Consider the following 23,478-nt stretch of genomic DNA (forward strand, 5'->3'; position numbering starts at 1 on the left):
CGCACTCGGCCTCGGCGTCAGTCGTGCTGACGCAACACCCCGACGTTGTCGTCGAACGCCTTCACCTCGTCGGTGGCGACCTCGGCGAAGTCCTCGGGCTCGAAGATCTGCCGGATCTCGGCCTCGAAGACGCGGCCGGGCACCACGTTGGGGGTGCGCTTGACCCACTCGATGGCCTCTTCCCTGGAGGCCACGTCGAGGATCGAGAAGCTCGCGATGACCTCCTTCGCCTCGGCGAACGGCCCGTCGACCACCGTGCGGTCGTCACCGTCGAACCGGACGCGCGCGCCCTTCGACGTCGGCTGCAGACCGTCGGCCGCGATCAGGACGCCGGCCTTGACCAGGTCTTCCATGTAGCGGCCCATCTCCACCATCGCCTCGGTGCTGGGCAGCTGACCGGCCTCGGCCTCGTCGGTCATCTTCGTGATCACCATGAACCGCATCGTCATCATCTCCACGTCGTTCGGAACCCTGCTTCACCTGGGCGTCGAACGGGCCGGCCCGGTTTTCGACATCGTCGCCGAGATTCTTCAGAAATTTTCGGCCGGACATCGAGCGCGCCGCGCTGGTGGCTCGTCCGGTGACCCCTTCGGGTGCCGGTCGGTTCAGTAGTCGGGCGTCAGCAGACCCTGGAAACCGACGATGACCGCGATGATCCCGAAGACCGCGAGGAGCAGTGCCGCGCCGGTCGGCGCCGCCACGGTCCGGGTCGCCGTCCCCCCGCCGTTGGTGTGCCCGTCGTCGGCGGGCGCGACCGACGCCGACGGCAGCGGCTTCCGGCCCGGCCGGATGCGACTCCAGAGCAGGGCGACGCCGACCGCGATGCCGACGAGTTCGAAGTGGAAGACGTGCGGCCCTTCGCTGACGTGCAGGAGCAGGTAGTAGCCGCCGCACACCAGCGCGACCAGTCCGACGATCCAGCCGTACGGGGCCGCGGCCCGTGATGCCAGCCCGAGGTCGGAACCGACCCTCGGTAGCCGCTGGAGCAGCACGGAGGCCAGCAGCAGGCCGCCGGCGATGTTCGAGAAGTCCAGGAGAAGCGCCAGAATCATGGTCCGGTCCGGTCCCTTCCGATGGCACCCGGTCTGTTCCCCAACTTCAAGAACGCGCATTGACGCGCTCTCGCCCAATCCCGGCCCGGATTCGCGAAAAGTTAGCCTTCTGAACATGTCTCCGACCGCAGCCGTAGCGAAACTCCGACGGCCGCACTGGGTCGGGGCCGCCGTCGGCGTTTCCGTGTTCGTCGGACTCACGATCGGCATCGCGACCGACGTGCTGACCGGTCTCGACCGGTCGATCGCCTCGGCCGGGCTGGGACGCGACCGGGCGTCGGCGTTCTACTGGCCGGCCCGGGTCGGGTTCTCGCTCGGGCAGAACTGGGTGTTTCCGCTGGCCTCGGCGCTGGTGGCGCTGCTGCTCGCGCTGCGCACCCGACGAGTACGGCCGCTGGTCGGGCTGGCCGGCGTCTTCGCCCTGCACACGGCGGTGATCGGGGTCGCGAAGTTCTGCGCCGGGCGTCCGCCGCCGTCCAGCGGCAACCCGCACCTGTTCGCGGGCGGGCTGAGCTTCCCGTCCGGCCACGCCGCCAACATCCTGGTGTTCAGTGCGACGCTCGGCGTGCTGCTGGTGGCGCTGACCGGCGACGGGCGCTGGGCGCGACGGATGCTCGGCGTCGGGATCGGCGCGGCGGCGATCTGCGTCGCCTGCATGGTTGTTCTGGGCTTCCACTGGGCCAGCGATGCGGCCGCCGGCCTCGCCCTCGGTGTCGCACTGCGTGCGATCGTGACGCCACTCTTCGCGTCGTTCGCGTGCAACAATGGGTAGTACACCCGTTCGGACGTGAGGTGCTCGGTATGAAGGGCGACCGCGTAGAAATCGTCATCGACGCCGGCGAGACCACCCGTACCTACGAAGTCGTCGCGACCCGGGCCGGCCGCCGCGTCGACGTCACCCATGGCCGGGGCATCGTCGAGGTCACCGAGGTGACCCGGGGCGGCACCCCGGTGCGCACGGCCCGGTTCATGGCCGCGCGCGTACTCGCCCTCGTCGAGCACCCGGCTCCCCGAGGCGCCCTGGGCGACGAGCGACCGGCCCAGGTCAGCGCGGCTTAGGGCAGGGGCCAGCCGGCGTAGTTCTCGGCGAGGTCGCGCGCGGCCGCATCCGACGACGTCACCTGGCGCAACTGCGCGATCTGCAGCCGCTCCTGGAACTCGGCCTCGGCCGCGCTGGTGAACGAGTCCGCCGGGAAGCGGTGCAGCATCGACGTCATGTACCAGGAGAACCAGGTGCTGCGCCACACCCGCGTCAGGCACGTCTGCGAGTAGGCGTCGGCCAGGTCGGCCTTCCCCTCGACCAGCAGCCGGACGAGTGCGTCCGCCAGCACCTTGACGTCAGCCACCGCCAGGTTGAGCCCCTTCGCGCCGGTCGGGGGGACGATGTGCGCCGCGTCACCGGCGAGGAACAGCCGCCCCGACCGCATCGGCTCGGCCACGAAGCTGCGCATCGGCGTGATGCCCTTCTCGGCGATCGGGCCCTCGTGCAGCGTCCAGCCGGGGTGACCGAGGCGCAGTTGCAACTGCTCCCAGATGCGCTCGTCGGGCCAGTCCTCGATCTTCTCGTCCGGATCGACCTGGATGTAGAGACGGCTGACCTCGGGCGACCGCATGCTGTGCATCGCGAAGCCGGAGGCCGAGTGCGCGTAGATCAGCTCGTCCGTCGACGGCGGAACCGTCGCGAGGATGCCGAGCCAGGCGAACGGATACGTCCGCTCGGAGACCCGCAGTGCGGGCATCGCCGGGCGGGAGACGCCGTAGAAGCCGTCGCACCCGGCGATCGCGTCGCACTCGACCTCGTGCGCGACCCCGCCGGCGTCGGTGAACGAGAGCACCGGGCGTTCGGTATCGATGTCGCGGACCGCGGTGTCGGTGACCTCGAAGTGGATCGGGTGGCCGACCGCGATCGCGTCCTTCACCACCTCGGTCTGCGCGTAGACGGTCAGCGTCCGGCCGCCGGTGAGCGACGGGAAGTCGAGGTGGTGACGCTCTCCGGCGAACTGCAGGTAGATCCCGCTGTGGGTCAGCCCCTCGGCGACCATCCGGTCTCCGAGACCGATCTCCTTCAGCAACTCGACGGTGCCGTGTTCGAGGACGCCGGCCCGCTGGCGTTTCTCGCAGTACTCACGGCTCCGGTTCTCGACGAGCACCGAGTCGACGCCGTGACGGGCCAGCATGTGCTGGAGCAGGAGACCGGCTGGCCCGGCGCCGATGATGCCTACCTGGGTGCGGCTGCGCATCGCTCCAGGATCGCGAACGAAACCAGATCCAGAACCCGAGCCTTCCGCTGGCCGGAAGCCTGATCCCGGAGCCGCCGCGGGCCGCCCTAGCGTGTACGGATGATGGTTCTGCCGAGGTATCTGCGGGACACCGACGTCCACCCGCACCTGGACTACACCGGGTACAAGTCGACGGCGCTGCGCCATCCGAAGCAGCCGCTGATCACGTTGCCGCACGCGTTCACCGAGATCACCGGGCCACTGCTCGGCGAGGGACGGCTCGGCGAGCTCGACAGCGACCTCACCGGACAGCACGACGGCGAGCCGCAGGGCCAGCGGATCATCGTCCACGGACGCGTGCTCGACAGTGACGGGCGGCCGGTGCCGCAGACGCTGCTCGAGATCTGGCAGGCGAACGCCGCCGGGCGCTACCGGCACGTCGTCGACAACTGGCCGGCCCCGCTCGACCCGAACTTCACCGGGCTGGGCCGGACGCTGACCGACGGCGAAGGCAGGTACCGGTTCACCACGATCAAACCCGGCGCCTATCCGTGGAAGAACCACCTCAACGCGTGGCGTCCGGCGCACATCCACTTCTCGCTGTTCGGGCGGGCGTTCACGCAGCGCCTGGTCACCCAGATGTACTTTCCGGACGATCCGTTGTTCCCCTACGACCCGATCTTCAACTCGGTTCCGGACGAGAAGGCCAGGCAGCGAATGATCTCCCGCTTCGATCTGGAGTCGACGCAGCCGGACTGGGCCCTGGCGTTCGAGTTCGACATCGTGTTGCGCGGCTCGGACGCGACGCCGTTCGAGTCGGAGGTGGACGACGAATGACAACTCCTTCACAGACCGTGGGCCCGTATCTGTCGATCGGGCTGACCTGGGACGACGGTCCGTTCGTCGCCCCCGCGGGCACGCCGGGCGGCTTCTGGATCCGCGGCCGGCTCACCGACGGCAACGGTGACGTCGTCCCGGACGGGCTGATCGAGACCTGGCAGGCCGACCCCTCCGGCCGGTTCGACCATCCGGACGACCCCCGCGGTGCGGCGGCGCCGTCGGTCGAGGGCTTTCGCGGTTTCGGACGCTCGGCGACCGACGCCGGCGGCGAGTGGGGCGTCTACACGCTCAAGCCCGGCCGGGTGCCGGACGTCGACGGAGCCCTGCAGGCGCCGCACATCGACGTCTCGGTGTTCGCCCGTGGGATGCTCCAGCGCGTGGTGACCCGGATCTACTTCGCCGACGAGGAAGCCGCCAACGCGGAGGACTCGGTGCTGGCGTCCGTGCCCGCGGCGGCCCGGCCGACGCTGATCGCGCCGACCGCCGACGACGGGTACCGGTTCGACGTCCGGCTCCAGGGAGACGGGGAGACCGCGTTCTTTGCGCTCTGACCTGTTCGACCCGCTCTTCACCGACCCGGTCGTGTCCGCGCGGGTCGATGACGCCGCCGTGGCCCGCGCGATGCTCGACGCCGAGGGCGCGCTGGCCCGTGCGGAGGCGTCCGCCGGGGTGGTCCCGGCGGACGCGGCCGAAGCGATCGGGCTCGCGTGCCAGCACGAGTTCGACCTGGCCCGGCTGGGCGCGGCCGCGCAGTCGTCGGGCAATCCGGTGGTGCCGCTCGTCCGCGAGATCGAGCGGCTGCTGCCGGCCGAGGCCCGCCCCTGGGTGCACCACGGCGCGACCAGCCAGGACATCCTCGACACGGCGCTGATGCTGGTGTCGTCCCGGGCGTCGGCCGTGCTGCTCGCGCGTCTGCGGACGGCGACCGACGCGCTGGCGTCGCTGGCGTCCGAGCACCGCCGCACGCTGACGGTCGGCCGGACGCTCGGCCAGCAGGCGCTCCCGACGACGTTCGGGCTCAAGGCGGCCGGGTGGCTGGTGGCACTGGACACCGCGGCGGCGCGGTTGCGGTCGGTACCGCTGGCGATCCAGTTCGGCGGGGCCGCCGGGACGCTGGCCGCGCTGGGTTCGTCCGGCCTCGCGGTGAGCGCCGCGCTGGCGTCCGAGCTGGGCCTCGAGGATCCGGCCCTCCCGTGGCACACCGACCGCCAGCGCGTCCTCGGCCTCGGTTCGGCGCTCGCGGCGGTCTCGGCGGCACTCGGCAAGATCGCGCTCGACGTCACGCTGCTCGCGCAGTCGGAGGTGGGCGAGGTCGCCGAGGGCGGCGCAGGCGGCGGTTCCTCGGCGATGCCGCACAAGCGCAACCCGGCCAACGCGATCCTGGTCCGGTCCGCGTCGGTGCGGACGCCCGGCCTGCTCTCGACGCTCTACGTCGCGGCCGCGCAGCAGGAGCACGAGCGGGCGACCGGCGGCTGGCACGCCGAGTGGGAGCCGCTCCGCGAGCTGTTCGTCGTCGTCGGGGGCGCGGCCGGTCGCGCTGCCCGGTTCCTGCCCGACCTGCGAGTGGACACGGCCGCCATGCGCGCGACGCTGGACGCCACCGGCGGCGTCCTGCTCAGCGAACACGTCAGCGGGGTGCTGGCCGGGTCACTGGGTCGCGGCGCGGCGCATGATCTGGTGAAAACCGCGGTAGCCAGTGGCCGTCCCCTGCGGGACGTCCTGATCGAGGGCGGGGTGGCCGCCGACCAGGTGGACGCCGCGCTCGATCCCGCGAACTACCTCGGCAGCGCGGACGCGCTCGTCGACCGGGCGTTGGCCGCACACACCGACACGTGGAGAGGACCCTCCCAGTGACCGCTCGACTGGCCACCACCTGGTACGGCGTCGAGGAGGCGCCGGTCGACACCCCGGTTCTCGTCCTCGCCAACTCGATCGGCACCAACCAGGGGATGTGGGAGCCGCTCATCCCGGTTTTCGCCCAGCGGTACCGCGTGCTGGCCGTGGAGAACAGGGGGCACGGCGGGTCCGAGGTTCTGCCCGGGCCGTACACGCTGGACGAACTCGGCGCCGATTTCCTCGCGGTACTCGACGGGCTGGGGCTGGATTCCGTCCACTACGCGGGGCTCTCGCTCGGCGGGATGATCGGGATGTGGCTGGCGTCGACCGCACCGGAGCGGATCGACCGGCTCGCGCTGGTCTGCACGTCGGCCTACCTTCCCCCGGCGACCGGCTGGATCGAGCGCGCCGAAACCGTCCGCTCCGGCGGGACCGGGTCGATCAGCGAGGCAGCCGCCGGCCGGTGGTTCACCGACGGCTTCCGGCAGCGCGAGCCCGATCGGGTGAAGGCCGCGCTCGCGATGCTCGACGCCACACCGGACGAGGGCTACGCGGGGTGCTGCGAGGCGATCGCCGGGATGGACCTGCGGCCCGCGCTGCGCCGGATCACCGCCGACACGCTGGTCATCGCCGGCGCGGACGACCCGGCGACCCCGCCCTCGCACGCGGACGCGATCGTCGAGGAGATCACCGGAGCCCGGCTGCAGATCGTGCCCGACGCCGCCCACCTGGCGACGCTCGAACAGCCGGACACGATCGCGGCGCTGATCAGCGCACATTTCGAGGGGGGCCGATGACCGATCGCCACGAAGCCGGGATGAAGGTCCGTCGCGAGGTGCTCGGGGACGCCCACGTCGACCGGGCCACCGCCGACGCGACCGAGTTCACCGCCGACTTCCAGGACTTCATCACCCGGTACGCCTGGGGCGAGATCTGGACGCGCGAGGGCCTCGACCGCAAGACCCGCAGCTGCCTGACGCTGGCGCTGCTCGCCGCGCTGCGGGCCGAGAACGAGATCCCGATGCACGTCCGGGCCGCCCGCCGGAACGGCCTGACGCCGGACGAGATCAAAGAGGTCTTCCTGCACACCGCGGTCTACGCCGGCGTCCCGGCCGCCAACTCCGCCTTCGCCCTAGCCCAGAAAGTCCTCACCGAAGACGCTTAGCGTCTTGACCTGGAGCCCGCCCAGAGCGGCGCTGACATCCGCGCCGCTCGACGCCGCGTATTGGTCCGGCGCCGCTGTCAGCGTCGTTCCGGGCGGGCCGCCCCCAAACTCCGGGTGATGCCTCGGGCGGCGGCCCGGACGGCGGGCACCAGACCGAGCCGGTCGGCACCCTCACTCGGCACCACCACCGAGAGCGCCGCGACCACGGTGGCGCCCCCCGTCACCCGCGCGGCCATCGCGTCGGCGCCGTCCGGCGGCCCGAACACCGGTGCCGCGACCGACAGCGAGTCCGGGTCGACCATCCGGTCGCAGATCGCGATCCCGCTCCGGCGGACCTCGGCCAGCACCTGCCGCAAGCGCTTCGGATCGGTGGGCGTGTGCCGGGTGAACGCTTTCAGCGGCTGTTCGAGCACCCGGTCCTGGAACTCCGGCGGCGAGTACGCGAGCAGCACCTGCCCGACGCCGGTCGCGTGCAGGGGCAGGCGTCCGCCGACCCGGGAGACGACGCCGATCGCCTGACGGCCGGAGATCCGCTCGACGTATACGGCCTCGTAGCCGTCGCGGACCGCGAGCTGCACGTTCTCGTGGGTGACCTCGTAGAGGTCTTCGAGGAAGGGCATCGCCTGCTCGCGGAGGCCGAGGCTGCGCGGCGCGAGCGAGGCGACCTCCCAGAGCCGCAGCCCGATCCGGTACCGGCCGCTCTCGTCGCGTTCGAGCGCGCCCCACTCGGCGAGCTCACCGACCAGACGGTGAGCGGTGGTGAGCGGCAGCCCGGCGCGACGGCCGATCTCCGACAGCGTGAGCCGGGGCGCGTCGGCGGTGAACGCGGCCAGGATCCCGAGCGCCTTGCTAGTGACCGAAGCTGCGGTATCCACGCTGCCAGAATGGCAGCCTCGGCCTGATGCGCGAACTCGATCAGGCACCACAAAAGTTCCTGCGCTGTGATTGTCGCCTCGCCTGCCGCTCGCCGGAATTGACTGACGCGGTGCACAGGTTGGCCGAGTAGTTGACACGGAGAACGATCCGGATTCCTGAGGAGTCGTGCATGTCCAGGCTGCAGATCATCGTCGCCAGTACCCGCCCGGGCCGCGTCGGCCTGCCCGTCGGACAGTGGGTGGAGGCGGCGGCCGGCAAGCACGGCGGCTTCGACGAGGTCGACCTCGTCGACCTGGCCGAACTCGACCTGCCGCTGATGGACGAACCGAACCACCCCCGGCTGGCCAAGTACACCCAGGACCACACCAAGGAGTGGGCCGCCCGGGTCGACGCCGCGGACGCGTTCGTGTTCGTGCTCGCCGAGTACAACCACAGCTATCCGGCGGCGGTGAAGAACGCCGTCGACTACCTGCACAACGAGTGGCACTACAAGCCGGCCGGCCTGGTCAGCTACGGCGGCGTCTCGGCCGGCCTGCGCTCGGCCCAGGCGTTCAAGCCGGTACTCCAGTCCCTCAAGGTCGTGACGCTGATCGAGGCCGTGACGATCCCGTTCGTCCAGCAGTTCCTCGAGGACGGCGTCTTCGTCCCGAACGAGCTGATCGAGACGTCCGCCAACGCGATGCTCGACGAACTCGGCCGCTGGGGTGTGGCACTGAAGGCGCTGCGCGCCTGATGTAGGTGGAGCGACGCTCCGGGTGTCCGTTGACGCCCGGAGCGTACCTTTTACACTGAATCGTGGCTAATCACGGAACAACCGCGCCTGGGACCGCCCTGACGCACCGGCAGATCACCGCGATCATCATCGGGCTGATGCTCGGGATGTTCCTCAGCGCGCTCGACCAGACCGTGGTGGCTACCGCGATCCGCACGATCGCGGACGACCTCGAGGGCTTCGACCTCCAGGCCTGGGCCACCACCGCGTTCCTGATCACGTCCACGATCGTGACCCCGCTCTACGGCAAGCTCTCCGACATCTTCGGACGCAAGCCGCTGTTCCTCACCGCGATCGGGATCTTCCTGCTCGGCTCGCTGCTCTGCGGGATCTCGTCGTCGATGTACGAGCTGGCGGCGTTCCGGGCGATCCAGGGCCTCGGCGCCGGTGGCCTGATGTCGCTGGCGTTCGCGATCATCGGCGACATCGTCCCGCCCCGGGAGCGGTCCAAGTACCAGGGCTACTTCATGGCGGTGTTCGGCACGTCCAGCGTCCTCGGGCCGGTGATCGGCGGCTTCTTCGCCGGGGCCGACTCGATCCTGGGCACGGCCGGCTGGCGCTGGATCTTCTGGGTGAATCTGCCGGTCGGCGCCGTCGCGCTGGTCGTCGTCACCCGGGTGCTCAACGTCGCACACACCCCGCGTGCACACCGCATCGACTGGCCCGGCGCGCTCGCGCTCGTCGTCGGCCTGGTACCGCTGCTCACGGTGGCCGAGCAGGGCCGCGAGTGGGGTTGGGGCTCGGGCCGGTCGATCGCCTGCATCGTCATCGGCCTGATCGGCATCGGGCTGTTCCTGCTCGCCGAACATACGTACGGCGACGAGGCGCTGCTGCCGCTGCGGATGTTCCGGGGCCGCACCTACGCGGTGGGCTCGGCGGGCAGCCTGATCATCGGCATGGGGATGTTCGGCGCGATGGCGCTGCTCCCCCAGTACCTCCAGATCGTCAAGGGCTCGTCGCCGACGGTCGGCGGGCTGCAGATGCTGCCGCTGGTGATCGGCATCATGACCGCGGCCGCGATCTCCGGCACGGTCATCACCCGTACCGGGCGCTACCGGATCTTCCCGCTGATCGGCGGCGTGCTCATGGCGGTCGCGCTGCTGCTGTTCTCCCGGATCGGCGCCGACACCCCGCTGGCCGCGACGATGCTGATCATGGCGATGTTCGGTGCCGGGCTCGGCGTCAACATGCAGCCGGTCATCCTCGCCGTGCAGAACGCGGTCGACCCCCGGGACATGGGTGTAGCGACCGCCGCGGTCACGTTCTTCCGGCAGATGGGCGGGACGCTCGGAACCGCGGTGTTCCTCTCGGTGCTGTTCTCCGGGCTGACGACGTCGATCTCCTCGGCCGTCCGCTCGGCGGCGGAGACGCCGGAGTACCGGGCCGCGCTCGCCGCCCACCCCGATCAGGCGCGAGCCATCCAGAACCTCGGCGGCTCGCTGTCGGACACCTCGTTCATCACGCACCTCGACGCGACGCTGGCGCACCCGTTCAAGGCCGGCTTCTCCGACGCGATGAGCACGGTGTTCCTGCTGGCCGCGTGCATCATGGCGCTCGGCGTCGTCATCCTGTGGAGGCTGCCGGAGCTGCCGCTGCGGACGCAGTCGGGCCTGCAGGCCCGGGAGGCGGCCGCGGCCGCACCCGCGTTCGTGCCACCCGGTGTCGTCGAGGACGTCGACACCTCCGACCGGGAACCGGTCAGGCCGTAGTGACGACGCCACCCTTGGAGTGGGTGAGCCAGTCGGTGAAGTTCAGCGTCCAGTCGCTGTAGCCGTTACCGAGCTGGATGTCGGTACCGGTGTTCTTCACCGTCACCGGGTCACCGACCTGGACGCGGTTGAACAGCCAGATCGCCATGTCGGGCGCGACGTTGATGCAGCCGTGCGACACGTTTTCCTTGCCCTGCTGAGCGACCGACCACGGCGCCGAGTGGATGAACTCGCCGCCCCAGGTGAGGCGCATCGGGTACTCGACCTTGGTGCGGTAGCCGTCGGGCGAGTCGACCGCGAGCCCGTACGTCGACGAGTCGAACATCGCCTCGCGCCGCTTGTCGATGATCAGCATCGTGCCGCTGCTCGACGGGTACTTCGGCTTGCCCAGGCTGACCGGCATCGTCTTGACGACCTCGCCGCCCTCGCTGACCGTCATCGTGTGGGTCGAGGAGTCGGCGACCAGCCGGCGGTTCGTGCCGATCTTGAAGTCGACGGTCATGTCGGTGCGGCCCCAGACGCCGTCGGCGATCTGGCGGCCCGCGCTGTCGACCGTCACGTGCACGGTGCTGCCGGACTTCCAGTACTCCGACGGGCGGAAGTGCAGTTCGGTCGAGCTGATCCAGCCCCAGGCACCGGTCGTCGACGGGTTCGAGGTGACCTTCAGCATCTTCTCGTACTTGGCCCGGGCCGCGTCGCTCTTCACCGAGTGGCTCAGCTTGAGGATGATCGGCATGCCGACGCCGTAGGTCTTGCCGTCACCGAGGATGCTCGACGCCCGCACCGAGCTGTCGCCCGACGGCGTCGGGACGGTCTGGAATTTCGACGTCAGCGGCGTGGACGAGCCGCTCGTGGTGACCGAGACGGTGTAGGTCGCGCCGAACGCGAGCTTGCCGCTGCTCTCCCAGCTGCGCTGGTCGGCGCCGACCTTGCCCTCGACGGCGTCACCGTCGCCGCCCTTCACCGTGACGGCGGTGATCGTGTCTTTGTCGATCGACAGCTTGATCGTCGACGTCGGGGCCACCGCGGTGGCGTTGGCCGCCGGCTCGACCGTCAGCTTCGGACCGTCGGGCGACTTCGAAGCCGCTGGAGCGGTGCCGCTGCCACCCTTGCCGTCGTCGCCGGAGGAGGAGCAGCCGGTGACGAACAAGGCCGCGGTCGCGAGGAGCGCGACCAGAAAGACCAAACGACTCCGGACGCCGCGGGGGCCGGCATTCAGAGCAACGGGGGTGGTCACGAGCAGCTCCGGGGAGAGACGGTGCGCCGCAGGACGGTGGGGCGCGATCAGCCGCTCTATCGTGCCTCAGGAAATCAAGTACGCCGAGCGAACGGCTGACGGTGCTGAAATAAGGTCTGGTTAACGCTATTCGTGGTTCAGGCTAAGGCACCGGCCTGCGAACCTTTGTCCGGGATACCCCTCCTCCGATCAGCCGGAAAGTCCGCCCGGACCGGCGACAACGGACCACTGCGGTGGGCCGTCGGGGCCGCCGCGGGCGGCGAGTACGGACTTCGCGTCGTCCGGGTCGAGCGGCGGATAGAAGTAGAAGCCCTGCGCACCGTGGCAGCCGAGTTTGACCAGCTCAGCGCGTTGCTGAGCGGTCTCGACGCCCTCCGCGATCGCGCGCAGCCCGAGCGTGTGGGCCAGCCCGACCGTCATCCGGACGACGGCCTCGGCCTGCGGTGACGTGCTCATCGCGATGACGAACTGCCGGTCGATCTTGATCTCGTCGACGGTGACCCGCGCGACCGACATCAGCGAGGAGAACCCGGTGCCGAAGTCGTCCAGCGAGAGCCGGACGCCCAGCTCACGCAGCGCGGTGAGCACCTCGTCGACGACCTCGAGCTCGCTCATCATCGCGGTTTCGGTGATTTCGAGCACCAGCCGGTCGGGCGGGACGTCGAACTCGGCCAGCAACCGGCCCACCTCGTCGGGCAGGTCACGGTTGAGCAGTGAGCGGGCCGAGAGATTCACCGCGACGGGGGCGTCCACCCCGTCGTCCATCCAGGCGCGGTAGGTGCTGAGGGTCAGCTCGAACACGCGCCGGGTCAGCGGGGCGATCAGGTCGGTGTGCTCGATGTCGGGGATGAACGCGGCCGGCGAGAGCATTCCGCGGCGCGGGTGCCGCCACCGGACCAGCACCTCGGCACCCAGCGGAACCCCGGCCACCAGATCGACGCTCGGCTGCAACTGGATGACGATCTGGTCGTCGGCGGCCAGCGCGGCCTGCATCTCGGACGCCAGCGCGAGCCGGTCGACGCTGGCGGTGTCGCGCTCGGCATCGAACTCGACCAGCTCGACACCGCGCGCCTTCGCCCGGTACATCGCGGAGTCGGCCCGGCGGAGCAGCTCGACCATGTCGCAGCTGCCGGTCTCGGCGGCCACCACACCGGCGCTGGCTTCGACCGAGAGCTCGACCCCGTCGACCACCAGCGGGCCACCCAGGGCGGCCAGCAGCGTCCGGGCCCGGTCTCGGGCGTGCACCGAAGCGGCGGCCAGGTCGGCCTGGCCGGGCATCAGCAGCGCGAACTCGTCGCCGCCGAGGCGGGCCAGCGTCTCCCCCAGCGTGACCCGGGCCCGCAGGCGGTCGGCGACCACCCGCAGCAGGTCGTCGCCGGCCTCGTGCCCGAGCGTGTCGTTGACCTGCCGGAAGTGGTCGAGGTCGAGGAGCATCAGCGCGACCGTGCCGTGGCCGCTGGTCAGCACCGCGTTGCCCTCGGCCATCAGGCAGGACCGGTTGGCCAGCCCGGTCAGCGAGTCCTGAGTGGCCAGGTCGTGCAACTGCTGGTGCACGTAGGCGTTCTGCATCGTGCCGGCCAGCGCGCTGCCCAGGGTCGACAGCGCGAGCTGCTCGCGCTCGGGGAGGCGGACCTGCGATCGGAAGCAGAGGCGGAGCTCGCCGAACGAGGGCCCGGAGCCGTTCACCAGCGAGACCGGATACGCGGTCTGCTCCGGACGATAGACGCCCGGCTTTCCTTGCCAGACCTTGCCGGCCGCGTCACCGCGCGTGAGCACCGCGTCGCCGTTGGCCCGTTTCCATTCGACCTCGACGACGTCCGCGGAGAACAACTTCGCCGATTCCACGATCGCCGATCGCAACACAGCGTCGATATCGAGGTGACCCATCTCGCGGGTCGCCACCGTGAGCCGTTGCCACATGCGACGCTCGATCCGGGTCCGAACGCGACCGGCGAAGCCTTCGATCAGCAGCCAGAGAACCGGCGGCAGGACCACGAGGAGGTAGGGCGCGTAGCGCGCGACGGCGAGAATCATCGCGCCGATCGCGAAATTCATGAGGAGACCCAGCGCGCGGGTCCCGACTCCTTCGAAGAGCACGGTCCGGAATGTGTCGCCGCGGGAGAAAGCGACCGCGGCCGCGCACGCCAACTCGCTGACGAGAGCCGAGATCGTGGCCATCACCGCGAGCGCCAGGGCGCCGCGCCAGCTGATCGGGTCGGGCCGGGACCCCGCGATCGCCACCATGACGAGCGCGGCGACACTGACGCCGACGATCGTGGTGGCCACGTTGAACCAGGCCTTGACCGGATCGAACCGTTTCCACGCCATCGCCACGGCGGTGCCGAGCGCGGCCGTGAGCACGGTCCAGGCCGGAGAGATCAGTACCAGGCCGACGATGAGGACGGCCTCGCCCCAGTCGACCAGGATGCCGCTGCCGCCGACGTAGCGGCGCACGATCCAGAGCCGGCTGATCGCGACCATGACCGTGACGAGCGGGATGGCCCACCAGTCTTCGCCCGGCGGGCGCAGCGTCAGAGCGACGCCGGCGATACAGACCGCCGCCAATACGGTCATACCTGTGATCAAGGCGCGAAGGCGACTGGGAAGCGACAGTCGCTGGGCGCCGATAACCGCGTCCACGCTGCCTCCTCGGGGTGCCGGCTGCGGGACCGATACGGCCACGCAACGACGATCCTCTCCGACGGAGGGCGGGTGCGTCACGGGTTATGGGGCGATAAGTAAGTGAGCTTTACCGACTCACGTCCGAACGGCGGTCGGAACCGCCATTTCGGGAGCCGTCAATGACGAGCTGACTACGCTGCGCTATCTGACAGTGCGGCCGCTTCGACGCAGCCGCGGCGATCCATGCCGAGCCGGAGACATTCGTTCCGGGTGGGCACGATCGGCCCTCCGATGGGCAGTTCAGCCCCAGGTCGCACCGCGCATCACGCAACTCCCTTCTCACTGCAATTCCCAGTTGAGCACCGTTGTCATCCCCAGGTCGCGCCACGCATGTCAAGTCCCTCCATTCCCACGAGTCACTAATTGCCACTAAGCCACAAACGGTGCACTCAGCCCCACGTCGCGCCACGCATCACGGACACCTCCCTCTGCGTTTTCAAGAACTCCTTCAAAACTCATCCGGTTCAGCAGTCGCTCCGGTCGAGCCGGGCACCGCGCCGGCCGGTCTCAGCCCCATGTCGCGCCACGCATGTCCACACCTCCGTCCGCCTATCGTTCCTGTACAGATCGGGTCAACTCAGCCCCAAGTCGCGCCACGCATCACTAAACACCTCCCATCACTCCGGTCCCAACAGTCACACCGTTCACTCACGTCGATTTCAGCCCCACGTTGCACCGCGCATCGCCGCCACCCCCTCTCGGAGATCTCCCCGTCGCTGGTCGTCATTGCCGATCCGTACACGCTCGGTCACTCAGGATGGGTAGCCACCGTCGGCCCGGATCACCCATCCGAACGCGTAAGAACGTAACGAGAAATATCTAGGCGCAAATTCGGTCCGCGTTCTGCGAATCGTTTCCGGCGCTTGAACCCTAAATCACTTCCGGATTGCGGTTCCGGATAGGAACAACGCCGACAGTAGTAGTGCTATCGCGGACGGTGAAGTCGCATCAATGGTCATGAATCAATGTGCGATCGCCCGCTGGTCGAGAATGGAGTCGAACGGTAAAGGCGAGCGACTCTACGGCCTGTGATCTATTGATATGCGAAGCGTTACCGTTCCGCCTTCTCAGAAGAACGACATCAACGATTGGGCAACGAATCGAATGCACCGATCCGCGCGGAGTCGACGTTACTCTCCGTACGGAGAGAACGGAAGCCGGGGCCGATTCTCGTAATGCGCGCATAAGGAATTGCCACGTGAAGCGCCCACTACGCAAGGTAACCGAACCCTGGGAAAGACGTCCGCGCGGAAAGAGCCGCCCACCCCTTTCGGTGGACGGCTCTGCGCGTGCGGCCGGACGGTGCCGGGAGTTCAGCGGTCGGTCTCGCCCGACTTCTCGGTGCCCGCGTCCGCGGCCGGGGCGGCGTCCGCGTCGGTCACCGTCGTCCCCGCCTTCGGCGTCGCGGTCGCCACCGATTCGGCCTTGGTGGCGGCCGCCGCGCCCTCGCCGGGCACCGGTGGGAACTCGGCCGGGAGACGCTTGATGCGCGCGGTCATGTTGCGCCAGAGCAACACGGTGGCGATCGCCAGCACCGCGATGACCGCCAGCGCCAGCGGGCCCGCCGAGGCGCCTTCCCGCGTGTCGCCGAAGTTGTTGACCGCTTCGATGAGCGTCATCGGAGCTTCACCGCCTCCCGTATGCCTGCGAACAAATCATCCTCCGGAAGGCCGCTCGCCACTGCGGACCGAGCCAGCTCGTAGTCTTCCGTCGGCCAGATCTTCTGCTGGACGTCGAGCGGAACGCCGAACCAGCGGCCGTTGGGGTCCACCTGAGTGGCGTGCGCCCGCAACGCATCGTCCCGCAGCCCGAAGTACTCGCCGGCGGCGACCCTGGTCGTGATGCGGTCACCCGGGTCCGGACGGTCGTCCGGCCAGTTCTCGAGCCACTCCTGGTACGGCGACTCCAGCCCCGCCTCTTTCATCGCCGTGTCCAGCTTCAGGACCCGGGCCTTGGAGAAACTCATGTGGTAGTAGAGCTTCAGCGGCTGCCAGGGCTCACCCAGCTCGACGTAGCGATCCGGGTCGCCCGCCGCCTCGTAGGCCTCGACCGACACCCGATGGGTCATGATGTGGTCGGGGTGGGGGTAACCGCCGTTCTCGTCGTACGTGAGGATCACGTGCGGACGGAACTCCCGGACCAGCTTCACCAGCGGCGCCGCGGCGACCTCCAGCGGCTGCACCGCGAAGCACCCCTCGGGCAGCGGCGGCAGCGGGTCGCCCTCCGGCAGTCCGGAGTCGACGAACCCGAGCCAGGCCTGGTCGACGCCCAGGATCTCGCGGGCGTGCTGCATCTCGGCCCGGCGCAGATCGCTCAAATTGGCCCAGACCTCGGGCCGGTCCATCTGCGGGTTCAGCACCGAGCCCCGCTCGCCACCCGTGCAGGTGGCCACGAGTACCGAGACGCCTTCCCGGACGTACCGGGCCATCGTCGCGGCGCCTTTGCTCGACTCGTCGTCCGGATGGGCGTGCACGGCCATCAGACGCAACTGCTCCGACACGCGCCGGGCCTCCCTCACGTTGGTGCTGCTACTACTGAAAGTGTCCATGACGGCCGAGGACGCCACGACAGTGGCTCGCCGACCCCCACTACCGGAGCACCCGTGACCGCACCTGTATTTCCTCCCGGCCGGTACGGACGTCGCCGGGCACAGCGCTCCTACCCCCGCTGGCTGGTTCCGGCGCTGGTCGGAGTCGTCGTCGTGGTGGGTCTGGGCATCGCCGGAAAGCTGTACACGACCTTCGGCGACAACGGCGTGGACGCCCGGGTGCTGCGCTACTCGGTCGTGTCCGACCGTGAGGTCCGGATCGAGCTCGAGGTGTCCGGCAAACGCGACACCCCGCTCCGGTGCGAAGTGCGCTCGCGGGCGGCGGACGGCTCCGAGACCGGCCGGGCCGCGATCTCGGTTCCGTCCGGCGAGTCCGTCATCACCCGGATCGTCACCGTCGCCACGACCCAGCGGGCGGTCAGCGGCGAGTCCGACGGATGTACGCCCGCGGAGTGAACCAGCGGCGGCGTCCGGCCGTGGAATCCAGGGAGGGGAGAGCTGTGCCCGGAGGGCAACTGTTCCTCCGAACGTCGGACTCCGAGATCGGGTAGCGGGGTCGCATCCGGACAGGAGCCTCGCCGCGGGCGGAATCCCGGGGTTCCCTGGCAGGTGCGGAACATCGTGTTCCGCACGTTGACACTGCCGGGAGACGCTCAGCCATGGCCGCACGGCACGACCCCTCCACTCCCGGTCACGGGGGCGGTTCGGCGCGCCGCCGGGGCGGCGGCTCGCGCCACTCGGTCGCGAAGACCGACCCGCTCTACTGGGCCCGCGCCCGCGCGGCCGAGGACTCCCCCGACGAGGCCGTCACCGAAGAGTTTCCGCCGGTCGAGACCGAACCGCCGGCCGCGATGTGGTCCGGACGTCTCCCGCTCCCGGCCTGGTCGCCGGAGCTGCGCGAGATCGAGAAGGGCCCTCTCGACAGCACGACGGACTCGCTGCCCGTCCTGGGCGGGGCACCGGACCCCCGCGGCGGCGACGCCACCACCGTCGATCTGCCCGCCGTCCGGGACGTCACCGAAACCGTCGACCACCGTGACCGCCCGCTGGCACTCGTCCCCCGGTCCGACAACCTGCCCGCCCTCCGCGGCGAACGCTCGACGATCGCCCGGCGCGGCTACACCGGCCGGCACCGGCCGCCGGACCCGGTGGCGTCGCCGGTGCGCCTGGGGCTCTCGACGGCCGGCATGACGCTCGCGGTCGGCGTCCTCGGCGTCACGCTGGCGATGTTGCACGCGCAGCCCGACAGCACCGCCGACCGCGGTGTGCCGCCGCTCTCCGCGGTTTCGCCGGGCACCTCCCTCGGGCCCGACGGTCAGCCGATCGACCCGCCGCGGCCGACGCCCGGCCCTGGCCGGGACGTCGTCGAGCGGCCGGCCACGTCTCCCACTCCCGGCGGCGTCCCCACCCGGACGCCCGGCGTGGCCCAGCAGCCGCCCCCGGGAGCACCGGACGGTAACGGAGACGGCACCGGCGACGAGACCGACGAACTCGACTCCGGCGGGGTCGGCAACGGTGGGAACCCCCCACGCACCAGCCGCCCGACCCGGCCGACCCGTCCCACCCGGCCGGGCGGACACCCGACCCGCACACCCGCTGCCTGCACCGCCGTCACGAACCTGCTGGCCGACGATTCCGCCGGGGTCGCCTCCGCGACGACGGCAGCGAGCACCGAGGCCGACCCGACCGAAGACCCGGACGAGCCGGACGAGACCGGCTCGGAGGAGCCCGAGCCCGAGCCCACCCCCAGCGCCACGGATTGTCCCTGAGCGGTTACTCCGGGTTTGGCCACATCGAAGTGGGTAGTGAAGCGACCAGTGGGCACTTCCCGACGCGCCAATCGTTGAACCGAGTGGCAACGGGATGTCATCCTGGACGTCCGGCCGCCTCGGGAGGCGTCCTCCTGAGGCGACGAGAAGAGGTAGTCGAAGCGTGGTGAGAAAGAAGACCGGCGATCACGCCAGGACACGACGAAAAATGTCGTTCCTGGCGGGGATGAGCTCGGTCTGTCTACCGGTCGACTAGTTCGGCTGCGTAACCACCCGACTGCACTGGGCTTCCCTGAGCCCGGCCCGGAAAGTTCGTACCGGGCTATCCTTTGAGTTTCTGTTTCACCCCCCACCTATCCATTGACCCCCGAGGAGCACCCGTGTCTACGACCGATGAGGCGCGCGCAACCTGGCTCACACAGGAGGCGTTCGACCGGCTGAAGGCCGAGCTCGAGGAGCTCAAGAACAACCGCACGGTGATCGCGGCGGAGATCAACGCGCGCCGCGAAGAGGGCGACCTCAAGGAGAACGGCGGCTACCACGCCGCCAAGGAGGAGCAGGGCAAGCAGGAGGGCCGGATCCGGCAGCTCGAAGACCTGCTCCGCAGTGCCCGCGTCGGCGAGGCGCCCACCACGGCGACCGTCGTCGCGCTCGGCACGGTGATCACCGTGCACTTCGACGACGACCCGGACGACGCCGAGACGTTCCTGCTCGGCTCCCGCGAGATCTCGTCGACCACGGACCTGACCGTGTACTCCCCCGAGTCCGCGCTCGGCGCCGCGATCCTCGACCACAAGCCCGGCGACAAGGTGTCGTACGAAGCGCCCAACGGCCGCACGATCAACGTCACGGTCGCGAAGCTGGAGCCGTTCGCGGGCTGAGGCCGGTTCTAGTCCACCGAGTAGCCGGCGGCCCGGAGCGCACTCTTCACCCGGTGCGAGTGGTCGGGGCCGTCGGTCTCCACGGTCAGCGACACCTCGACGTCACCCATCCGCAGTGCCGCGTCGTGGCGGACGTGCGCGATGTCCAGGACGTTCGCCCGCTCCCGGGCCAGCACCCCGAGCAGACCGGCCAGCATGCCCGGGCGGTCCTCGAACCGGACCCGGAGATCCAGGTAGCGCCCGGCCGACGCCATCCCGTGCTCGATCACCCGCAGCAGCAACAACGGGTCGATGTTGCCGCCCGACAGCACCACGACCACCGGCGGCTCGAACGCGGTGGGCTCGGCCAGCACGGCCGCGAGCGCCGCCGCTCCGGCCGGCTCGACGACCATCTTCGCCCACTCGAGGCCGAACAGCAGCGCCCGCGATATCTGCTCCTCGCTGACCGTGCGCACCTCGTCCACCTGGGCCTGGATGTGCGCGAGCGTCAGCTCACCGGGGCGTCCGACCGCGATGCCGTCGGCCATCGTCCGGAGGTCGGCGAGCGAGACCGGGTGCCCGGCCGCCAGCGACGGCGGTACCGCGGCGGCGCCCGCCGCCTGCACCGCGACCAGCCGCGCCGACGGACGCTCCGCGGCCAGCACGGCCGCGATACCGGCGACCAGCCCACCGCCACCGGCCGCGACGACCACCGTGGCGACGTCCGGGCACTGCTCGAGGATCTCCAGCCCGACCGTGCCCTGCCCGGCGACGACGTCCGGGTGGTCGAACGGGTGGATGTAAACGGCGTCCCGTTCCTCGGCGAACGCGGTCGCCGCCGCCATCGCCTCGGCCAGATCGTCGCCGACCAGTTCGACCGTGGCGCCGTACCCACGGGTGGCCGCGACCTTCGGCAGGGAGGCACCGACCGGCATGAACACGGTGGCGTGCGTCCCGACCAGGCGGGCGGCGAGCGCGACGCCCTGCGCGTGATTGCCCGCGCTGGCCGCGACCACGCCGCGGGCCCGCTCGGCGGGCGAGAGCCGCACCAGCCTCAGATAGGCGCCGCGTGGCTTGAACGAACCCGCATGCTGCAGGTTCTCGCACTTCAGCAACGCCGGGCCGCCGACCAGCGCGGAGAGCGGCGCCGACGGTTCCAGCGGTGTGCGACGCACCACACCGGCGAGGACGTCCTGCGCCGCACGGACGTCGTCCACGGTCACCAGCGCGGTCATGGAGCCGATCGTGCCAGCCACCACGCGGGTGCCGTCCGGAGGGTGTGGTGCGACCGCGAGCGAACAGTGGTTACCCTGACCGGCACCGGGTGTGGGTTGAGAATTCGGTACGCGGGTAGTGCCGGTGCATCTGGGAGCCGACTGGCGGGAGAAGACTGTGTGCTCAGCGGGAGAGGGCATTCCGCGGGTTCTCCTGCCCCTGATCGCTTCGGTCCGGCCTTGACAGCGACGCAGATCGACGGCGAACCCTCCCCAGGCGCAGGCCCGATGCTAGGTCACTCCGCTCTCGTCTACTCCTCCCCGGACGAGTTCCTCCGCAGTGCGCACGACTTCGTCCGCCGGGGTCTCGACGGCGGCGACACGGTGCTGCTCGCCACTCCCCGGGCCGGCGACCTGGCGGTCGCTCTGGGCCCGCTGGCCGAGCGCGTCGAAGTCGTGGACGACCGGAGCTGGCACCGTGTCCCGGCCTGGACGATCGGCTCCTACGCGCGCCGGGCCGAACGCGCCGCCCGCAGTGGGCGCCGGCTCCGCGCCCTGGTCGAGCTGCGCTGGGACGACGCCGCCACGGTGGCCGACTGGGAGCGGTACGAGTCGGTGCTGAACATGGCGCTCTCGGGCCTGTCGGTGGACCTGTGCTGCGCGTACGACTCGGGCCGCCTTCCGGACGACGTCCTGGGCACCGCCCGGCACACCCACCCCTCGACGCTGGAGGCGGCCGGCGTGCGCGACTCCGACGGGTACGTCGAGACCGGTGATTTCCTGGCCGCGGCCCCGCAGCCCGACCGCCTGAGCGTGCCCGCCGACGCGACCACGATCGAGTTCGGTGCGGCCGAGATCCCCGCCGTCCGCAAGACCGCGCTGGCCTGGGCACTCGACTCCGGCATGGTCGAAGACGACGCCCACGAGTTCCTGATCGCGATCTACGAGATCGCCAGCAACGCGGTCGAGCACGGCGGCGGACGGGGCACCGGCCGCTTCTGGTCGGAGGCGGACGTGCTGTTCTGCGAGGTCCGCAGCGCGTTGCCGATCGGCAACCCGCTGATCGCCGGCTACCGCCCGCCGGGCACCGCGCAGGAGCGCGGACGGGGTCTCTGGCTGGCCCGGCAGATCTGCGAACGCGTCACTATCCATAACAACGGTGGTGCAACCGTGCAATTGGTGCGCTCGGTCTCGTCCGCCTGATCGTCTCGCCAGCCACCGGATTCCGACGTAGCGTCGAACTGTGACGCGTGATGCCTCGGCGGCCGAGGCGGAAGCCCGGCCCGAACCCACCACTCTCGGCGCCCTGCGGGACGTCGGGACCCCGTACCGCGGCGTGAAAGCCGAGATCCGGCACAACCTGCTGGCCCGCCTGCGCGCAGGCGAACCCTCCGTTCCCGGAATCCTCGGATTCGACGACACGGTCCTACCCGAACTCGAGCGTGCGCTGCTCGCCGGCCACGACCTGGTGCTGCTCGGCGAACGCGGCCAGGGCAAGACGCGCCTGATCCGGGCGCTGGTCTCCCTGCTCGACGAGTGGACGCCGGTCATCGCCGGTTCCGAACTCAACGACCATCCGTTCGCGCCGATCAGCGTGTACGGGCAGAACCTCGTCGCCGAACTCGGCGACGAGACCCCGGTCGAGTGGTTGCACCGCTCGCTGCGGTTCGGCGAGAAGCTCGCCACCCCTGACACCTCCGTCGGTGACCTGATCGGCGACGTCGATCCGATCAAGGTCGCCGAAGGCCGGACGCTCGGCGATCCGGAGACCATCCACTACGGACTCATCCCCCGCACCAACCGCGGCATCATCGCGGTGAACGAACTGCCTGACCTGGCCGAACGTATCCAGGTGGCGCTGCTCAACGTGCTCGAGGAGCGCGATATCCAGGTCCGTGGCTACACCCTGCGGCTGCCGCTCGACCTCCTCGTGGTGGCCAGCGCGAACCCGGAGGACTACACGAACCGGGGCCGCATCATCACCCCGCTGAAGGACCGCTTCGGGGCCGAGATCCGTACCCACTACCCGCTCGACCTGGCCGGCGAACTGGCCGTCATCCAGCAGGAGGCGCTGGTCAGCTGGCCGGACGAACCGCTGGGCGAGCCGGTCGTGCCCGAGCACCTGCGCGAGATCATCGGCCGCTTCACCCGCGAGGTCCGCGAGGCCCCGCAGGTCGACCAGCGGTCCGGTGTCTCGGCCCGGTTCGCGATCGCGGCGCTGGAGACGGTGGCCGCCTCGGCGGTCCGCCGCGCGGCGAAGACCGGCGAGACGCCGGTCGCCCGGGTCTGCGATCTGCCGTCGGTGGTTCCGGCGAGCCGCGGGAAGGTCGAGTTCGCCGACCTCTCCGGCGATCTGGAGGACGGCCGCGAGGTCGAGGTCCTCGACCACTTGCTCCGACGGGCCGTGGCCCGCACGTTCCGCCGCTACTTGGCGGGCGTCGACCTCTCCGGTCTGCAGACCAAGTTCGAGGGCGGCAGCACCGTGATGGCGGGTGAGAACGTCGCCGCGGCCGACCTGCTCCACCAGCTGGGGACCGTCCCCGGCCTGGCTCAGATCCTGGAACGGCTCGGGGTGCCGGACGGCGCCGAGTCTCCCGGCCAGGCCGCCGCCGCGATCGAATTCGCGATGGAGGGCCTGCACCTCAACCGTCGGTTGGCCAAAGACGTCGCCGAAGGTCAGACACTGTATGGCTCCTGAC

24 protein-coding genes are annotated in these 23,478 nt (G+C 70.2%); 15 read left to right on the forward strand and 9 right to left on the reverse strand.

The genetic code is table 11. The features are described from left to right. Positions 1 to 17: 17 nt before the first annotated feature. Positions 18 to 443 (reverse strand): YciI family protein, encoded by a 426-nt coding sequence (locus ACIBZJ_RS28470; RefSeq protein ID WP_395934894.1) that lies wholly within the window; start codon positions 441 to 443, stop codon positions 18 to 20. Here ACIBZJ_RS28470 and ACIBZJ_RS28475 point away from each other — a divergent pair. Then, on the forward strand, positions 424 to 612 hold the full coding sequence (locus ACIBZJ_RS28475; protein WP_395935600.1) for a hypothetical protein: 189 nt from the start codon (positions 424 to 426) through the stop codon (positions 610 to 612). The genes ACIBZJ_RS28470 and ACIBZJ_RS28475 overlap by 20 nt on opposite strands. Here ACIBZJ_RS28475 and ACIBZJ_RS28480 read toward each other — a convergent pair. Continuing rightward, positions 606 to 1,052, reverse strand: coding sequence for a hypothetical protein (locus ACIBZJ_RS28480; protein ID WP_395934896.1), 447 nt, complete (start codon positions 1,050 to 1,052; stop codon positions 606 to 608). The two genes, ACIBZJ_RS28475 and ACIBZJ_RS28480, sit on opposite strands and share 7 nt — an antisense overlap. Before the next feature lie 115 nt (positions 1,053 to 1,167). Between ACIBZJ_RS28480 and ACIBZJ_RS28485 the strand changes: the two genes are divergently transcribed. Beyond that, positions 1,168 to 1,824, forward strand: coding sequence for a phosphatase PAP2 family protein (locus ACIBZJ_RS28485; RefSeq protein ID WP_395934898.1), 657 nt, complete (start codon positions 1,168 to 1,170; stop codon positions 1,822 to 1,824). Between the two features lie 29 nt (positions 1,825 to 1,853). After that, positions 1,854 to 2,111, forward strand: coding sequence for a hypothetical protein (locus tag ACIBZJ_RS28490; RefSeq protein WP_395934900.1), 258 nt, complete (start codon positions 1,854 to 1,856; stop codon positions 2,109 to 2,111). Here ACIBZJ_RS28490 and ACIBZJ_RS28495 read toward each other — a convergent pair. Next, positions 2,108 to 3,292 carry a 4-hydroxybenzoate 3-monooxygenase gene (locus ACIBZJ_RS28495; protein ID WP_395934902.1) on the reverse strand — a complete coding sequence of 395 codons (1,185 nt, stop codon included), beginning with the start codon at positions 3,290 to 3,292 and terminating at the stop codon, positions 2,108 to 2,110. The two genes, ACIBZJ_RS28490 and ACIBZJ_RS28495, sit on opposite strands and share 4 nt — an antisense overlap. Before the next feature lie 102 nt (positions 3,293 to 3,394). Between ACIBZJ_RS28495 and pcaH the strand changes: the two genes are divergently transcribed. From pcaH to pcaC, 5 genes are read left to right on the forward strand one after another with little or no spacing between them, the layout of a single operon-like run. Further along, positions 3,395 to 4,108, forward strand: coding sequence for a protocatechuate 3,4-dioxygenase subunit beta (gene pcaH / locus ACIBZJ_RS28500; RefSeq protein ID WP_395935568.1), 714 nt, complete (start codon positions 3,395 to 3,397; stop codon positions 4,106 to 4,108). After that, positions 4,105 to 4,662, forward strand: a complete 558-nt coding sequence (gene pcaG / locus ACIBZJ_RS28505; protein WP_395934904.1) for a protocatechuate 3,4-dioxygenase subunit alpha — start codon at positions 4,105 to 4,107, stop codon at positions 4,660 to 4,662. The genes pcaH and pcaG overlap by 4 nt, the downstream gene beginning before the upstream one ends. Then, positions 4,652 to 5,965, forward strand: a complete 1,314-nt coding sequence (pcaB, locus tag ACIBZJ_RS28510) for a 3-carboxy-cis,cis-muconate cycloisomerase (RefSeq protein ID WP_395934906.1) — start codon at positions 4,652 to 4,654, stop codon at positions 5,963 to 5,965. The genes pcaG and pcaB overlap by 11 nt, the downstream gene beginning before the upstream one ends. Further along, the gene (gene pcaD / locus ACIBZJ_RS28515) at positions 5,962 to 6,744 is read left to right on the forward strand and encodes a 3-oxoadipate enol-lactonase (RefSeq protein WP_395934908.1); all 783 of its coding nucleotides are present in this window, start codon (positions 5,962 to 5,964) and stop codon (positions 6,742 to 6,744) included. The genes pcaB and pcaD overlap by 4 nt, the downstream gene beginning before the upstream one ends. Further along, entirely contained in the window at positions 6,741 to 7,112 is a 372-nt protein-coding gene (pcaC, locus tag ACIBZJ_RS28520; RefSeq protein WP_395934910.1) for a 4-carboxymuconolactone decarboxylase, read from the forward strand. The genes pcaD and pcaC overlap by 4 nt, the downstream gene beginning before the upstream one ends. Positions 7,113 to 7,189: 77 nt before the next feature. Here the strand turns inward: pcaC and ACIBZJ_RS28525 are convergent, their stop codons facing one another. Then, complete coding sequence (locus ACIBZJ_RS28525) at positions 7,190 to 7,987, reverse strand: IclR family transcriptional regulator (protein WP_395934912.1); 798 nt, start codon at positions 7,985 to 7,987, stop codon at positions 7,190 to 7,192. 170 nt (positions 7,988 to 8,157) lie between these two features. On the opposite strand from ACIBZJ_RS28525, the gene ACIBZJ_RS28530 reads away from it, so the two are divergent. Then, a complete protein-coding gene (locus tag ACIBZJ_RS28530; RefSeq protein WP_395934914.1) occupies positions 8,158 to 8,721 on the forward strand; it encodes an NADPH-dependent FMN reductase in 564 nt (187 codons plus the stop codon). Positions 8,722 to 8,783: 62 nt separating this feature from the next. After that, positions 8,784 to 10,469, forward strand: a complete 1,686-nt coding sequence (locus tag ACIBZJ_RS28535; protein ID WP_395934916.1) for an MDR family MFS transporter — start codon at positions 8,784 to 8,786, stop codon at positions 10,467 to 10,469. Here ACIBZJ_RS28535 and ACIBZJ_RS28540 read toward each other — a convergent pair. The 4 genes from ACIBZJ_RS28540 to mca form a co-directional block, all read right to left on the reverse strand. Beyond that, the gene (locus ACIBZJ_RS28540; protein WP_395934918.1) at positions 10,459 to 11,706 is read right to left on the reverse strand and encodes an Ig-like domain-containing protein; all 1,248 of its coding nucleotides are present in this window, start codon (positions 11,704 to 11,706) and stop codon (positions 10,459 to 10,461) included. The genes ACIBZJ_RS28535 and ACIBZJ_RS28540 overlap by 11 nt on opposite strands. 189 nt (positions 11,707 to 11,895) lie before the next feature. Beyond that, positions 11,896 to 14,280, reverse strand: coding sequence for a putative bifunctional diguanylate cyclase/phosphodiesterase (locus ACIBZJ_RS28545; protein ID WP_395934920.1), 2,385 nt, complete (start codon positions 14,278 to 14,280; stop codon positions 11,896 to 11,898). Positions 14,281 to 15,701: 1,421 nt separating this feature from the next. Beyond that, positions 15,702 to 16,007, reverse strand: a complete 306-nt coding sequence (locus ACIBZJ_RS28550) for a hypothetical protein (RefSeq protein ID WP_395934922.1) — start codon at positions 16,005 to 16,007, stop codon at positions 15,702 to 15,704. After that, positions 16,004 to 16,888, reverse strand: coding sequence for a mycothiol conjugate amidase Mca (mca, locus tag ACIBZJ_RS28555; RefSeq protein ID WP_395934924.1), 885 nt, complete (start codon positions 16,886 to 16,888; stop codon positions 16,004 to 16,006). The genes ACIBZJ_RS28550 and mca overlap by 4 nt, the downstream gene beginning before the upstream one ends. A 102-nt stretch (positions 16,889 to 16,990) precedes the next feature. Here mca and ACIBZJ_RS28560 point away from each other — a divergent pair, with 102 nt between their 5' ends. From ACIBZJ_RS28560 to greA, 3 genes are all read left to right on the forward strand, one after another. Further along, entirely contained in the window at positions 16,991 to 17,392 is a 402-nt protein-coding gene (locus ACIBZJ_RS28560; RefSeq protein WP_395934926.1) for a DUF4307 domain-containing protein, read from the forward strand. 203 nt (positions 17,393 to 17,595) lie between these two features. Next, complete coding sequence (locus tag ACIBZJ_RS28565) at positions 17,596 to 18,705, forward strand: hypothetical protein (protein WP_395934928.1); 1,110 nt, start codon at positions 17,596 to 17,598, stop codon at positions 18,703 to 18,705. Positions 18,706 to 19,085: 380 nt separating this feature from the next. After that, a complete protein-coding gene (greA, locus tag ACIBZJ_RS28570) occupies positions 19,086 to 19,586 on the forward strand; it encodes a transcription elongation factor GreA (RefSeq protein WP_395934930.1) in 501 nt (166 codons plus the stop codon). An 8-nt stretch (positions 19,587 to 19,594) separates the two neighbouring features. Here the strand turns inward: greA and ilvA are convergent, their stop codons facing one another. After that, a complete protein-coding gene (ilvA, locus tag ACIBZJ_RS28575; protein WP_395934932.1) occupies positions 19,595 to 20,800 on the reverse strand; it encodes a threonine ammonia-lyase in 1,206 nt (401 codons plus the stop codon). A gap of 267 nt (positions 20,801 to 21,067) precedes the next feature. On the opposite strand from ilvA, the gene ACIBZJ_RS28580 reads away from it, so the two are divergent. Continuing rightward, entirely contained in the window at positions 21,068 to 21,982 is a 915-nt protein-coding gene (locus ACIBZJ_RS28580; RefSeq protein ID WP_395934934.1) for an anti-sigma factor RsbA family regulatory protein, read from the forward strand. A 40-nt stretch (positions 21,983 to 22,022) separates the two neighbouring features. Continuing rightward, positions 22,023 to 23,477 (forward strand): sigma 54-interacting transcriptional regulator, encoded by a 1,455-nt coding sequence (locus ACIBZJ_RS28585; RefSeq protein ID WP_395934936.1) that lies wholly within the window; start codon positions 22,023 to 22,025, stop codon positions 23,475 to 23,477. Position 23,478: the final 1 nt, after the last annotated feature.

The sequence above is a fragment of the Cryptosporangium sp. NPDC051539 genome (assembly GCF_044454545.1).
Classification (GTDB): Bacteria; Actinomycetota; Actinomycetes; order Mycobacteriales; family Cryptosporangiaceae; genus Cryptosporangium.